Origin of the sequence: Haloarcula mannanilytica (assembly GCF_005406125.1) — an archaeon.
Lineage (GTDB): Archaea > Halobacteriota > Halobacteria > Halobacteriales > Haloarculaceae > Haloarcula > Haloarcula mannanilytica.
Window position 1 is genome coordinate 14,176 of the sequence record NZ_BIXZ01000002.1, and the last position, 14,720, is coordinate 28,895.

Consider the following 14,720-nt stretch of genomic DNA (forward strand, 5'->3'; position numbering starts at 1 on the left):
GCTGCAGGCTTGTTCACGAGCGGGCGCATCCAGGCCGGAATACCGATACGTCAGTGCGTCGTCACCGCCGCCGGAGTCGCAACAGCCAAAGCCATCGCCGAGTGACTGCACGGTAATGAGCGAACCACCGGTCGCGATCTGTTTCGATATGGACGGCGTGCTCGTCCAGTCCGAAGAGCACTGGGTCCGAGCCCAGCGCGAAGATATTCTCCCGACAGCCGCGCCAAACGACGACATTCCCGTCTCAGCCATCACCGGCCGGAACTACCGAGAGCTGTACCCCGAACTGGCCGCGGAGTACGACCTCGAAATCGACCGCGAGGCCTTCGAGGGGCTGTTCGAGGAGTACGGCGAGAAAATCTACAGCGAGCAGGCGACCCTGCTCGATGGCGCACACGAGCTACTGGACGACCTTCGAGACGCCGGGGTCGGGCTGGCGCTGACGACCTCCGCGCCGTGGGCCTGGATCGACGTGGCCGACAAGCGCTTCGACCTCCTCTCGAAGTTCGACGTTGCGATCAGCGCCGGCGACATCGACGGCCCCGGCAAGCCGGAGCCGGACATCTACGAGCGGGGCGCGGCGGAGCTGGGCGTCGCGCCCGGGGACTGCTGGGCCGTCGAGGATTCCACAATGGGTGCGCGTGCAGCTGTCGCCGCCGGCATGACGACCGTCGGGTTCCGCGGTGACGGCGACGAGACGGACCTCTCGATGGTCCACGAGACCGCTGACGACGCCAAGACGCTTCGTCAGGTGCTGTTAGGCGGTGTGTAACAGCCGTTATAGCGTCTTTATCAGACATGCTGAAACGATAGAATCGATCCATCGCACACGCCCGAGGGGTCGTCCCGCTGCCACAGTCCGAATCAGTTTGTAACGAGCATCGGGATAGGACACGAAGTAGCGACGATACGGACGACTGTCCTGCGACGGCTGTCCGATTCAGAACCATCACTGCATGCTCGACAGCGATCCGTATGAGACGACCGCGAAGAGTGGAGGGGGAGTCAAAAAGTGGAAGATCGGAAGCCACGTGCTCGGACTGCCAGGGTGGAGGGCGACCGGCCAGGTCAGGCGGGGTCACCGTAGCCTCGGCCCGCCAGCAGGCCGAAGACGTTGAGGGCAACGACACCCACGAAGATGAGGAAGGTCTGACTGTCCAGTCCGCCCAGCAGCAGCGGCGGGTACGCCAGCGGCGTGAGGATAGCCAGCCAGAACGCGATGAACTGGAGGGGGCGAGTGAGTGACTGGAGGTCGATGCTGCTTGGGGCGGCTTCCATCGGGGAGCGGAAGGGCGATGCACTGGACATTGTGAGCTTCCTCACTTCTTCGCAAGGACCCAGACCCCCATATAAACGCCAGACCCTTGGGGATAATTCGTGTTCTTTTCGGGATATTAACCGGATTTCAGCACCTTTCAGCGATGTTTCACGGCCCGCTGTAACGCTTTTAGATATCTTTTTAAATTTTATAGGGCGTTCTAAGATCGTTTCATGGAGATAGCCGAGAGAGAGATTACCGGACCAGCACGGACCGGGTTTCGGTAATCGTCGGGAGCGGGAGCGTGGGGAACGCGACTTCGACGGTGAACGTGAGTTCGTCCGCGTCCGCGCCGAAGACGGCCACCGGAAGCGTGGCCTCGCCGAGATACGACGGTTTTGCGGTCATCTCACGCCCGTTAACCGTCACTCGCAGGCCCGCACGGGCACTCCCGCCGGTGTTTTCGACCGTCACCTCCCGCATATCGTTATCGCCGGGCGCGATTGTCTCTGGGAAATCGCCCCAGTCGAGACTGATGACGGGGAGGTCTCGTGCGTTCGCAAGCACCTGTTCGGCGACGCCCTCGGAGAGTCCGGCACGGACGAGGCCGTCCTCACCGGCCTCAACCACGTCGGCGGGCGACGTAAGCCCCGCAGCGGCGAGTTTGCCCGCGCGGCCGCTGCCGACGCCGTCGATAGCCGTCAGCCCCACCGCGTCGGCGCTGATGCCGTGTTCGACGCGGGCTTCGACCCGGCAGGCGAGGTTGGCGTAGCGGGCCGGCCCAAGCGTGTCGACGAACTCCCGCATCGCCGCGAGCAGGCGCAGGGCGTTCTGGCGGATGACCCACGCGTCGCTTTTGAGTTCTGTCGGCGTCGTCCCGGTCATGCCCGAGCGGAGGATGGCCAGCACCTTCCGCTGGCCGGCGTCGAGGCTGTCGTCGACGCTGTCTCCCAGCACCGCGTGGACAGCATCTTCTTCGTCGGAGCGTGCGCTGACGCTGTCGAACTCGGTCGCGCCGGCCACCGCGGTCAGCAGGTCGTCGGCGTCCACGGAAACGGCGGAATCCGGGTCGGCGGCGTCCTGACACCGTTCGGCGATGTCGGCGAAGCGGCGCGCAGTCGAGAGCCGAAGGTAGAACTTCGAGGCTAACTGGCCGAGCCGCGTCGGCTCGACGTTGAGGCCGTCCTGCTCGACAAAGCCCTCGTCGACGAGCGCCGAGAGCGTGTCGCTGACCCGCTCGCGGAGGTCGCTGCCGGCGTCGTACTCGTCGGGGGCCGACTGCGAGCGGGCGTAGTAAAAGGTCGTGGCGAGCCAGTCCATCACGTCGTCCACGTCGTCGATGGTCCCCAGCGCGATTTCGGCGTTCAGGTGGGCGTCGAGTTCGGCCGCCAGCCGGGACTCGATTTCCTTGCCGTCCCGGAGCAGGCGGCGGTACTTATCGGCGTCGGAGCGGTCACAGACCACCCAGGCGTAGCCCATGTCGTCGTAGCCGGGCCGGCCCGCGCGGCCGAGCATCTGGAGCACGTCCAGCGGGCTCATGTCGACTTCGCCTTCCAGCGGGTCGTGGAGTTTGGTGTCGCGGATGACGACACAGCGGGCGGGGAGGTTCACGCCCCACGCGAGCGTCGAGGTCGAGAAGAGAAGCTGAATCTTGCCCTCCTTGAACCACTGCTCTACCTTGTTCTTGTCCTCGCGCGCGAGGCCGGCGTGGTGAAAGCCCACGCCGTCCAGTACAGACTGGCGGAGCGTGTCGTTCGAGAGTTCCGCGGCGTCGTTGTGAAAGTCGTAGTCGCCGCGTGCGCCCATGGGGATGTCGCGCTCGGTGATCTCGTCGCGGGCCTTCTTCGCGGCCTGCACCGTGTCCTGGCGCGAGGAGACGAACACGAGCGCCTGCCCCTCCTCGCGGATGTGTGGCTCGGCGAGGTCTAATGCCCGGTAGAGCCGCCGGTACTTATCGGCGAAGGCGTTCTCGCCGTGCGAGTAGGTCTTCACGTCGGCGTTCAGCGGCACGGGTCGGTACTCCTCGCCGAAAGCAAAGGTCGTCTCCTCGGGCGCGTCGAGCCACGCCGCCACGTCGTCGATGTTGGGCATCGTCGCCGACAGCGCCACCACGCGCGGGTCACAGAGCCGGCGGAGCCGCGAGACGGTGACTTCGAGCACCGCCCCGCGCCGGTCCGAATCCAGCAGGTGGACCTCGTCGATGACACAGCAGTCCACGTCCGTGATGAACGAGTAGCGGCTCGTCTCGTGTTTCCGGGTGGCCGAATCGGCCTTCTCCGGCGTCATCACGAGGATGTCGGCCCGCTCGGCCCGGCGCGGGTTCAGGTCCCGCTCGCCGGTGACGACGTAGACGGAGTAGCCCAGGTCCTCGAAGCGCTCCCACTCGCTTTCCTTCTCATTGGTGAGCGCGCGCAGCGGCGCGAGAAAGAGCGCGGTCCCGTCCTCGGCGAGCGTCTTGCAGATGGCCAGTTCGGCCAGCGCGGTCTTCCCGCTGGCCGTCGGCGCGCTGACGACGACGTTGTCGTCGCGGTTCAGCAGGGCCGGCAGGGCCGCCGACTGCATCCGGTTGAACTCCTCGAATGGGAAGGCGTCGGCAAAGTCGGGGAGCACCTCCGCGACCGCCACAGTCGGCTCGCTGTCGGTTCGGGATGGCACGTCACAGTCGCAGTTCCGCGACGGCAAAGGCGTTTCTATGGCGGCGTGTGCGATGGGGCGGTCGCCGTCGTCGGTGGCGAGACGGTCCGCAATCGCCGGGTCAGCAGGACCCTCGAACGTCCGTGGTAGCACGGCTCCCTGCTAGTTTATCTATATCCCTGTTGTATATCTATACGTTATGAGAAACATACTCGTCACCGGCGCAACCGGAACCCAGGGCGGCGCAGTCGTAGACCACCTGCTGGCTGACAGCGAACAGTGGGAGATCTACGGGCTGACACGCGACGCCACAAGCGACGGTGCCGAGGCCCTCGAAGCCCGCGGCGTCACCGTCGTCGAGGGGGACCTGACCGACGCCGACCGAATGGCAGAACTCGTCGACGGCATGGACGCCGTCTACGGCGTCACGACGTTCATGGAGCAGGGGACCGACATGGAAGTCACGCAGGGCGTCACGCTGGCCGAAGCCGCGGCCGACGCCGAGGTTGACCACTTCGTCTACAGCTCCGTCGGCAGCGCGGACGCAGACACCGGCCTCGCACACTTCGAGTCCAAGTGGGCCGTCGAGCAGCGAATCGAGGAACTCGGACTGCCGGCAACGGTAATCCGCCCGGTGTTCTTCATGCAGAACTTCGCGTACATGATGCGCGACGACATCATGGACGGGCAGTTAGTGATGCCCCTGGAGGCGGGCGTCTCCCTGGCCGTCGTCGACGCGACCGACATCGGCCAGGCCGTCGTGGCCGCGCTGAACGACCCCGACACGTTCCTCGGCGAAGTCATTACGCTGGCCGGCGACGACCTGACACTCGAAGAATTTGCCGCAGCGTTTAGCGAACAGTTGGGCCACGAGGTCGACCCAGTCCACGCTGCCGTCGAGGACTACCGCGAGATGGCCGGCGACGAACTGGCCGACATGTTCCAGTGGTTCAACGACGTGGGCTACGACATCGACATCCCCGCCCTCGCCGAGTGGGGCATCGAGACAACATCCTTCGAGGCGTACCTCGCCGAGAACGAAACCTGGCGACCTGCTCCGGCCACAGCCAACTGAAGCCACCCGAGTCCCCACACCGCTCTTATCTGTCTGGATGATCGTATCGGTCCTGTGAGCAAGGACTGGGAGCCGGAGACCGTGTTCGAGGTCATCGGCAGCGAGGAAGTACGGCGCATCCTCGCGGCCGCGAACGTCGACCCCGTCTCGGTACAAGCCCTGTCGGACCGTCTCGACGCCTCGGAGCCGACGGTGTATCGTCGGGTCAACGTCTGCCAGGAGTACGACCTCCTGCGGGAGGACACTCGCGTGGACGCCGACGGGAACCACTACAAGGTGTATGAAACGACGCTTGAGCGAGTGTGCTTCGAACTCGACGGGGGCGGCTTCGAGGTCGACATCGAACTCCATCGGGAACTGGTCGAGGAGAACACAACGGTCCGCGACGGCGAGTCCAAATCGGACAGCAAGCAGTGAGTTTGTGGGCGAGTACGGACGTTCCGAGTTTTCCAGCCAGTACGGACGCCCCTGCCCGAGTGGTCAGGGGTAGCTTCACAGACTGAAGCGCCGATACGGGAATCCAGTAGCTGCTGTTCCGGGTCACGAACGGGTAGATTTCGAGCAGGGGTAGTCGTACAAGTTTGGTCACCGAGAATCGGGTCTTCAGGACCTGAAGCACAGTCTGACGTTATAACAGCCTCGGTGTGCAACGTCCCGGTGCAGCCAATGTCTGTCCTTGAGACTGTCAAAGAGAAGGTCGGGCTCACGGACGAAACGCCACGGTACGAGTGTAACGACTGCGGTCACGAGTTCGAATCGGGCGCGGACCCGGACTCGTACTGGATGAAGTGTCCGGAGTGCGACTCAGAAGACCACACGCAACTGGAATAACGCCGGACGGGGGTATCGACAGCGAACGACGGCACTGTCTCGACACGGACGCGTCGAGTGGCCATATCTGTGGCCGGCTACGTGGTGACGAACCCAACCTCTTTTGAGCAGAGTCACCAAGAACGGGTAATGAGTCGTTCGCGCAAGCCCGACTGGCTGAAGACCCGGCCGCCGTCGGGCGAGCGGTTCACCGAAATCAAGCAGACGCTTCGGAACCGGGACCTCCACACCGTCTGTGAGGAGGCCAACTGCCCGAACCTCGGGGAGTGCTGGAGCGGGCGCGACGGCCCGGGAACGGCGACGTTCATGCTCATGGGCGACCGCTGCTCGCGGGGTTGTAACTTCTGTGACGTTGAGACTGGCGGGATGGAGCCACTGGACCCCGAGGAGCCACAGCAGGTGGCCGACGCTGTCGCCGAAATCGGGCTGGACTACGTTGTGTTGACGAGCGTTGACCGCGACGACCTCCCCGACCAGGGCGCGGGCCACTTCGCCGAGACGATCCGCGCAATCAAGGAACGAGACCCGTCGATTCTGGTCGAGTGTCTCATCCCGGACTTCCAGGGCGAGCCGGAACTGGTTCGCAAGATAATCGACGCCGGGCCGGATGTGCTTGCCCACAATATCGAGACGGTCGACCGGCTCCAGTGGCCGGTCCGGGACCGCCGAGCGGGCTACGAGCAGTCGCTGTCGGTACTGCGGCAAGCCGACCGCGAGGGGGACTGCTACACCAAGACCAGCCTGATGCTGGGCGTCGGCGAGTACGCCCACGAGGTGTACCAGACGCTGTCGGACCTCCAACAGGCCGGCGTCGACGTGGTCACCTTCGGCCAGTACCTCCAGCCCTCCCGCTCGCATCTGGAGGTCTCCGAGTACGTCCATCCCGACGTTTTTGATACCTGGCAGCGGGTCGCCGAGTCGGAGTTTGACTTCCTGTACTGCGCCTCGGGGCCGATGGTCCGGTCGTCGTACCGCGCCGGCGAACTGTTCGTCGAGAGCGTTCTGCGCGACGGCGAGAGCGTCGAGGCGGCGCGGGAAGCGACCCGCGCTAGCGAGTGAGACAAACGGCGCGAACCACGCGGGTCCGTCCCCGGTGATCCGTGGTTCAGTTCTCGTCGGGGAAGCGCCGTTTCGAGAGCGCCATCGGGTCGGCGTTGCCGCCGACCGGCCGGAGGACGACGCCGAACGACGCGTCGTCGACCGGCACGGTATACTTATCAAGCGGTTCAGTCGGCGTCCCGCCGACGCCGGTGACCCGGTGGTCTAAGTCGAGCGTGACGGTGTCGCTCTCAGTGAGGTCGTGCTGGTGGGCCGCCTCGTCGAGGTTGGCCCAGTGGTCGGTGTTGACGTTCATTGACCCGTCGAGCGGCAGGCCAAGCAGGCCGGCCCCGTCGCCGTCCGAGAGAAGTGCCCACCGAGCGTCGGCCTTGTTCCCGTTCTCCGTCGGCGGCAGGTAGGGGACGTACTGGTCGGTCACTGACCCCTCGTATCGGCCCACGCGGACGCCCCACTTCCGGTCGGGATAGGTCTCCTCGGGACCGGGGCCGTACCACTCCAACTGGTCAAATCCGTCGGGCACGTCCATACGAAGGCCCACCTTCGGGAGGTAGTCGGAGACGGTCTGGCGGAGCCGGTCGTTGGGCGAGGCTGTCACGTCGACGGCCACGTCGCCACTCCCGAAGACGCGGTAGCGGTACGTGGCCGAAAAGCCCGGTCCCTGCCTCGATACCGTCTCGAAGGAATCCATGTTCAGCCAGGCGACCGCACCGTCGAGGGCAGAGGTGTCCGTCGCCGCCACCTCGTCGTCGCCCAGCCCGCGGTCGAAGATACGGACGTTGTCGATCCGCGTTCCGGCCGCAACGCGGGCATCGCCGTCGTTACCGACCGTCACGCCGGCGTCGGCGTGCTGAAGCGACCCGTCGTAGGCCTTCGTGTTCTGGCGTTCTCCGTCGACGTAGAACCGCAGTTCGCCGGCCTCGGGGTCCCAGACACCGGCGATGTGGTGCCAGTTGCCGGCCCAGTTGTCCGGGACGGCCGTCGAGACCCAGTGCCACTCGCCGGTGTTGAACGCCAATTCGAGCGCGCCGTCGCGGTCGCCGGACCGGCGCTTGAGCAGGTACTGGCTGCCCTTGACGATGTAGGGCTGTGGGCCGTCGCCGTCCTGTGGCTCGCCGGGCCTGACCCAGCATTCGAGGGTGAGACCGTTGTCGGTGATATCGAGACTGTTCGATGCCCCCAGCGAGAGGGAGCTCTGGCCGTCGAATTCGACGGCCTGCCCGGAGACGCCGGGGACGACCTCGGGACCGTTGTGGAGCGTCGCGTCGTTGCCGAACTCGGTCGCGTCCGGCGTGATTCGCGTCGACGACTGCTCCTCGAACGCGTCGAAGGCGTACCAGAGCACGGCGCTCTCGGGCGGCGAGTCGAACCCCGAAGCAACCTCGTCGGCCGACAGCGCGCGGTCGAATATCCGGACTGAGTCGATGGTCGTCTCCGCGTACCGGTCGGACTGCTCGGCGTTGTGGGCGACCTGCACCGGGTACTCCGTCGGGACGAGGTCGGTCACCTCGTGGGACTGAGTCGCGACCTCGGAGCCGTCGAGATAGAGGCGCAGTTCGCCGTCCGCGCAGACGCCGACCAGACGGTGCCAGGCGTCGGCCGCCGGTTCGCCGGGAACGTCGGCCCGCACGGACTTCCAGGCGGACTCGCCCTCGCTCGCGTTCGGGTCGTAGATGAAAAAGGAGAACTGGTCGCCGTTGATCTTCAGCGCGTAGTGGGTGTCGCCCTTCGTGACGAACGGGCTATGTCCGTCCGTGTCCGTACCCTGGAACGTCACGGAGACGGTAAAGCCCGGTTCGGCGAACCCGAGCGCGTCGAGAGCTCCCGCGTCGACATAGTCGTCCGATCCGTCGAAGGCGATGGCCTGGCCGGACTGTCCGGAGACGATTTCGGGGTCGCCCTGCACGGTCCCGTCCGCGCCGGTGCTTGAGGCGTCGGGAGTGACCAGCGTCTCGCCGGGGGCGGCCCCTTCGAGGAAGGCGTCGACCTCGACAGTTGCGAGTCCGTCGGCGGGCCGGGCGGTGCGGACGGCGTCGACGGTTTGCGTGAGGTCGTTCAGCCCGGCTGCCCGCCAGCTAGAGGCCTGTTCGCTCCCCCAGCTCACCGACTCGTTCATGATGGGGACGCGCCAGGTGTTGAACTGCGGACCGGACGCGAGGCGGTCGGTTCCGCCGTACTGCATCGACGACAGCCGACCGGACTCGGTGTCGACGGTGTACTCGAAGCCATCGCCCGAGACCGTGACGGAGCCGTCGGACTCCGACAGCGAGACGGCCGGCATGTCCTCGACGGCGACAGGCTCGGGCTCGGGCACGTCGAATGGGACCTCGAACTGGTCGAAGGCGATCTCGTGGCCCGCGTCGGCGTACGTGGTCGCGGACGCGAGCGAGAAGGCGAGTTCGAGGCAGTACTCCGTGCCGGGTTCAGGGTCGGCCGGGGCGTCGAGCGGAACCTCGACCGGGCGGGTCTGGCCGGCCGGCACGTCGAGGTCGAGCGAACCGGACTGAACGGCTTCGCCGTCGGCCGTGAGCGCCCACTCCCCGTCGACCACGCCGAGGTCGGTGAACGCGAAGTGGTTCGTGACGTACACCTGTCCCCGCGTGAGGTCCCGCGGGGCCACCTTGACTGGCTGGTGACTGTGCTTGAGCTGCAGGAGCTCCGGCTGAACCGAGCGGTCGGACCAGACTAAGCCGTTCAGGCAGAACGGGTCGTCGTCGTAGAACTGGTAGTCCGTGCCGTCGTCGGTCGTCGCGTCGATGTCTTGGTTCACCCAGTCCCAGACGAAGCCGCCGGCGAGGCTCTGGTCGCGGAGCAGGGCGGCGAAGTCGTACCGGAGTACCGCATCGTCGGTCTCGTGGACGGCCGAGACGGCGTCGGCGTCGACCGCGGTATCGAGGACCGACACCGCATCGAGCGTGATCGGCTCGTCCCGGCCGGGCTGCGTGTGCGCCCCGATGCGGAACGGCTCGGACTCGTCGAGGACGGACGCCAGCGAGTGGCTCGTCGAGGCGAGTTCCGAGCCGTCGAGGTACAGCGTGAGCGTCTCGGGCGTGCAGGCAACGGCGACCGTGTGCCACTCGTCGGGAGCGAGCCGACCCTGAGGCTTGCCGGAGACGGACGCGTCACCGAGAGTGAGTTCGATGTGTCCACCCTCCCGGACCGTTAAGACGTACGCCTCGCCCCGCGAGACGAGGTCAACCTCGGTGTTCGGCGCGACCCCCGTGAACGTGACCGCGAGCGTGAAGGTCGGGGTGTCGAACGCCGCCATCGAGAAGTCGGGGACCTCGATTCGGTCGTCCGTTCCGAGCGTGACCACGCCCCCGGACTCGCCGGGTTCGACGGTCGGGTCGCCGACGAGGACGCCGTCGGTGCCCGCGCCGGTGGTGTCGCGGGCGCGGCGCGCGTCGGGCTGGATGTGGTTCGACCACATCGCGTGGACCAACCCGAGGCTGTTGCCCATTGCGTGGTTATACTCGCCCATCACCACCGGGCGCTCGCCGTCGCCGATGTGTGAGCCGTCACCGGTAGCGAGTAGCGTGTCCACGCCGGGGTAGCGCGGGCCGAGCATGTCGCTGTACTCGACGTCCCAGCCGCCGCCGTTGGGCTGGTGGTACATGAGCCGATCGGGCGCGAGGCCCTGCACCGGACCGTCGAAGCTATCGACCGTCGACGCGCCGGTCACGTCGCTCGTGTCTTCGGGCAGGTGCTCGTCGGAATCCATCGCCAGCGCAGCCATCGCCAGGTGCTCGCCGCCGGTCCCGGCCTCGTTGCCGGTCGACCACGAGAAGATGGACGCGTGGTTGCGGTCCCGGAGGACCATCCGCCGGAACCGCGAGACGGCCTGGTCGTGGTACACCTCCGTGTTCGCGAGCAGCCCCTCCCACCAGTGGGTCTCGACGCCGACCTCGTCCTGAACGTACAGGCCGTACTCGTCGGCCAGCCGGTAGAACGTCGGGTCGTTCGGGTAATGGGAGGTCCGCACGGCGTTACCGTTGTGCCGCTTGAGCAGTTCGATGTCCTCGCGTATCCGCTCGACGGACACGGTCCGTCCGGACTCGGGGGTCGTCTCGTGGCGGTTCGTCCCGCGGACCTCGACCGGTTCGCCGTTGACCAACACCTGCGCGCCCCGCTGCCCGCGGGTGGTCTCGTAGGTTCGGAAGCCGACCTTCTCGAACAGCGCTTCGGTCGTCTCCCCGCCGGCGACGAGTTCGATGACGACCGAGTAGAGAGCCGGGTCCTCGGCCGACCACCGCTCGGGCTCGGAGACGGTCGTTTCCAGCGTAACCGCGCCGCCCTCCGCGCCCACGTCGACCGTCTCCGAGAGCGTTTCGACGGCCGACCCGTTCGGGTCGTAGATGTGTGCCCGGACAGTATGACTCCCCTGGGCTTCGTCGGCGAAGTTCGCCACTTCGGCGTCGACCCGGAGCCGGCCGTGCTCGTAGTTCTCGTCGAGGCCGGCCCGGGCGTAGAAGTCCCGGACGTGGACCGTCGGCGTCGAGTAGAGGGAGACGCTCCGGTAGACGCCCGAGTACCGGAACATGTCCATGTTCTCCAGGGATTCGCCGTCGGAGAAGCGGTACGCCTGAACGGTGACCGTGTGGTCTTCGCCAGGCGTGATATGGTCGGTGATGTCGAACTCGCCGGGCGTCATCGACCCCTGCTGGAAGCCGACGTAGGTCCCGTCAACCCAGACGAAGTAGGCCTGCTTTACGCCCTCGAAATGCAGGAACACCTCGCGGCCGTCCCAGTCCGTCGGCACGCCGAACGACCGCCGGTACACGCCGACCGGGTTCGTGTCAGGAACGTCGATGTCGCCGGCCGTCGGGTCGAGGTTACCCGAGAGGGACGGGTCGTACTCGTCCCAGGTGATGCCGGTGTTCGAGTAGATTCGCTGCCCGTACCCCTCGGTCTGCCAGACGCTCGGAACCGTGATCGTGTCCCACTCCTCGTCACCGAGCGAATCCGGGACGTTCGCCGGCTGCTCGTAGAACTTGAACTGCCAGTCGCCGTTCAACAGTTGAAAATACGCGGAGTCCGACCAGCGGTCTTCGAGCGCTGTGAACGGTTCGTCGGCGTCGCGGGCCGCGCCGACAGAGCCGTACGGTATCGCCGTGGAGACGTGTGTCGGCTCCCGGTTCTGTTCGAACACTTCCGGGTCCTCGATGTACGCGCCGAGGTTCTCGATGCGGCCGGGACCGCCCGGAGACTCGACCTGTGCGGTTCCCTGTACCGCGCCGGCGGCATCGCCGCCCACGCCGGCCGCCAGCGCGGCCAGCCCCGTGGCACGGAGGAAGTCCCGCCGCGACGCCGAAATCGCGGCGTCGCCGGTCGTCTGTGTCGTGCGCCCGTCCTGATGTGAATCGCTGTTTGGCATCAGTGAACATTCACCATTACATTCCGCAGTCGGTCACGGAACAGGATTCACACAGCGCGGTTCCACTTAATTCATCGGTAATTAAACATGTCACTCAGGGATTTGGTCGGTGATAATTCAGGCCGCCACAACCTCGGGCCGTGTGGCCGGACTGCACGGTCAGTCATACTCACAGTCCCGTTCGGTAATCCTGTATCGGGCGGATATGCACTGCCGGATACGTCCGAGTAATTCGTCGTTCGACCCGAATCGCAGAGCGAGGGAGAACGGACAGGCAACCGACGTTTCAGCGGTAATACCCTCGTGGGAGCGGGTTTGCAGCACCGCGAAAGCACTAAGCGTCGCGCGAGTGAACAGTTATCACATGCCATTTCGAGGGAGGCGGTTTCTATGAGTGTCCTCCAGCGCGACCCCGCGGACCAGGTACAGATTCTCGATGAGGACGGGACGGTGGTCGATGGCGCGACGGTGCCGGACCTCTCGGACGACGAGCTGGTGGAGATGTACCGGCTGCTCAAGCTCGGCCGCCACTTCGACCAGCGGGCGGTGAGTCTGCAGCGGCAGGGCCGGATGGGGACCTACCCACCGATGTCAGGCCAGGAAGCGTCCCAGGTCGGCAGCGCCTTCGCCTTGCGGGACGGGGACTGGCTGTTCCCGAGCTACCGGGAACACATCGCCCTGTCCGTTCGGGGGTGGGAGCTGGCGGACGACCTGCTGTACTGGATGGGGTCCGAGCGGGGCAACTCGCCGCCGGAAGAGGTCAACGTGTTTTCGCTCGCGGTCCCGATTGCGACCCAGATTCCGCACGCGACCGGGGCCGCGTGGGCCTCGAAGCTCAAAGGCGACGACACCGCCTTCCTCGTGTACTTCGGGGACGGCGCGACGAGCGAGGGAGATTTCCATGAAGGACTGAACTTCGCGGGCGTGTTCGACGTGCCCGCGGTGTTTTTCTGTAACAACAACCAGTGGGCGATTTCGGTCCCGCGGGAGCGCCAGACGGCCAGCGAGACGCTCGCCCAGAAGGCCAACGCCTACGGCTTCGACGGCGTGCAGGTCGACGGGATGGACCCGCTGGCGGTGTATCAGGTGACCCGCGAGGCCGTCGAGAAGGCTCACGATCCGCCCGAGGACGGGCTTCGGCCGACGATGATCGAGTCCGTGCAGTACCGCTTTGGCGCGCACACGACCGCGGACGACCCCTCAGTGTACCGCGACGACAGCGAGGTCGAGCGCTGGAAGCAGAAAGACCCAATCCCGCGGATGGAGACGTTCCTCCGGGACCGGGGCCTGCTCGACGACGAGCGGGTCGACGCCATCGACGAGTCCGTCAAAACGGAGGTGGCCGAGGCCATCGACACCGCGGAGTCAACCGAGCGGCCGACGCCGGAGGAGATGTTCGCGGACGTGTACGCGGAGATGCCACAGCGGCTCGAACAGCAGTTGCAGTATCTAGAGGACCTGCGCGAGCGACACGGCGATGAGGTGCTACTGGAATGAGTACGCAAGACGCGAGTACACAGAGTCTGACGCTCGTACAGGCCGTCCGCGACGGCCTCTACGGCGAGATGGAGCGGAACGAGGACGTGATCGTAATGGGCGAAGACGTGGGGAAAAACGGCGGCGTCTTCCGCGCGACCCAGGGCCTTCACGAGGAGTTCGGCGACGAACGCGTCGTCGACACACCGCTGGCGGAGTCGGGTATCGTCGGGACGGCCATCGGCATGGCCGCCTACGGGATGCGGCCGGTCCCCGAAATCCAGTTCTCCGGGTTCATGTACCCTGCGTTCGACCAGATCGTCAGCCACGCCGCCCGCCTCCGCACGCGGAGCCGCGGCCGGTACAACTGCCCGCTCACCGTCCGCGCACCCTACGGCGGCGGCATCCGCGCCCCGGAACACCACTCCGAGTCCAAGGAGGCGTTCTACGTCCACGAGGCGGGACTGAAGGTCGTCGTGCCGTCGACGCCGAAGGAGACGAAGGGGCTGCTGACGGCGGCCATCCGGGACCCGGACCCCGTTATCTTCCTCGAACCGAAGCTCATCTACCGCTCGTTCCGCGAGGATGTCCCCGACGAGTCCTACACTGTCGACCTGGGCGAGGCGAAGGTCCGCCGCGAGGGAAGCGACGTGTCCGTGTTCACCTGGGGCGCAATGACCCGGCCAACGCTGGAAGCCGCCGAGGAACTGTCCGAGGAAGGCATCGACGCCGAGGTGGTCGACCTGCGGACGCTGTCGCCGATGGACACCGACGCCATCGTCGACTCCTTCAAGAAGACCGGGCGGGCGGCTGTCGTCCACGAAGCGCCCAAGACCGGTGGGCTGGCTGGCGAAATCATCGCCACCATTCAGGAGGAGGTGCTGCTGTACCAGGAGGCCCCCGTGACGCGGGTGACGGGCTTCGACGTGCCCTACCCGCTGTACGCCCTGGAGGACTACTACCTCCCCGAACCCGCCCGCATCAAAGACGGTATCAGAGAGGCAGTCGAGTTCTGA

At 66.1% G+C, this 14,720-nt stretch carries 10 protein-coding genes; 7 read left to right on the top strand and 3 right to left on the bottom strand.

Annotated elements, in window-relative coordinates; genetic code table 11:
• The first annotated feature begins 115 nt into the window (after positions 1 to 115).
• Positions 116 to 772: an HAD family hydrolase gene (locus Harman_RS07225; RefSeq protein WP_137683153.1), complete on the top strand. Its 657-nt coding sequence runs from the start codon at positions 116 to 118 to the stop codon at positions 770 to 772.
• 296 nt (positions 773 to 1,068) lie between these two features.
• Here the strand turns inward: Harman_RS07225 and Harman_RS07230 are convergent, their stop codons facing one another.
• Together Harman_RS07230 and Harman_RS07235 are read right to left on the bottom strand one after the other, a co-directional pair.
• Positions 1,069 to 1,308, bottom strand: coding sequence for a hypothetical protein (locus Harman_RS07230; RefSeq protein ID WP_235007170.1), 240 nt, complete (start codon positions 1,306 to 1,308; stop codon positions 1,069 to 1,071).
• 205 nt (positions 1,309 to 1,513) lie between these two features.
• Positions 1,514 to 3,883 carry a DEAD/DEAH box helicase gene (locus Harman_RS07235; protein WP_137683741.1) on the bottom strand — a complete coding sequence of 790 codons (2,370 nt, stop codon included), beginning with the start codon at positions 3,881 to 3,883 and terminating at the stop codon, positions 1,514 to 1,516.
• 208 nt (positions 3,884 to 4,091) lie between these two features.
• Between Harman_RS07235 and Harman_RS07240 the strand changes: the two genes are divergently transcribed.
• From Harman_RS07240 to lipA, 4 genes are all read left to right on the top strand, one after another.
• The gene (locus Harman_RS07240) at positions 4,092 to 4,967 is read left to right on the top strand and encodes an NmrA/HSCARG family protein (protein ID WP_137683154.1); all 876 of its coding nucleotides are present in this window, start codon (positions 4,092 to 4,094) and stop codon (positions 4,965 to 4,967) included.
• A 54-nt stretch (positions 4,968 to 5,021) separates the two neighbouring features.
• Positions 5,022 to 5,384 carry a winged helix-turn-helix domain-containing protein gene (locus Harman_RS07245; RefSeq protein ID WP_137683155.1) on the top strand — a complete coding sequence of 121 codons (363 nt, stop codon included), beginning with the start codon at positions 5,022 to 5,024 and terminating at the stop codon, positions 5,382 to 5,384.
• 249 nt (positions 5,385 to 5,633) lie between these two features.
• Positions 5,634 to 5,798, top strand: a complete 165-nt coding sequence (locus tag Harman_RS07250) for a hydrogenase maturation nickel metallochaperone HypA (RefSeq protein WP_137683156.1) — start codon at positions 5,634 to 5,636, stop codon at positions 5,796 to 5,798.
• An 84-nt stretch (positions 5,799 to 5,882) separates the two neighbouring features.
• The gene (gene lipA, locus Harman_RS07255; protein ID WP_268812799.1) at positions 5,883 to 6,857 is read left to right on the top strand and encodes a lipoyl synthase; all 975 of its coding nucleotides are present in this window, start codon (positions 5,883 to 5,885) and stop codon (positions 6,855 to 6,857) included.
• Positions 6,858 to 6,903: 46 nt separating this feature from the next.
• Here the strand turns inward: lipA and Harman_RS07260 are convergent, their stop codons facing one another.
• Entirely contained in the window at positions 6,904 to 12,228 is a 5,325-nt protein-coding gene (locus Harman_RS07260) for a beta-galactosidase small subunit-related protein (RefSeq protein ID WP_137683158.1), read from the bottom strand.
• A gap of 390 nt (positions 12,229 to 12,618) precedes the next feature.
• Between Harman_RS07260 and pdhA the strand changes: the two genes are divergently transcribed.
• Both pdhA and Harman_RS07270 read left to right on the top strand, forming a co-directional pair.
• Complete coding sequence (gene pdhA, locus Harman_RS07265; protein ID WP_137683159.1) at positions 12,619 to 13,725, top strand: pyruvate dehydrogenase (acetyl-transferring) E1 component subunit alpha; 1,107 nt, start codon at positions 12,619 to 12,621, stop codon at positions 13,723 to 13,725.
• Entirely contained in the window at positions 13,722 to 14,720 is a 999-nt protein-coding gene (locus Harman_RS07270) for an alpha-ketoacid dehydrogenase subunit beta (protein WP_137683160.1), read from the top strand. Before pdhA ends, Harman_RS07270 begins: the two co-directional genes overlap by 4 nt.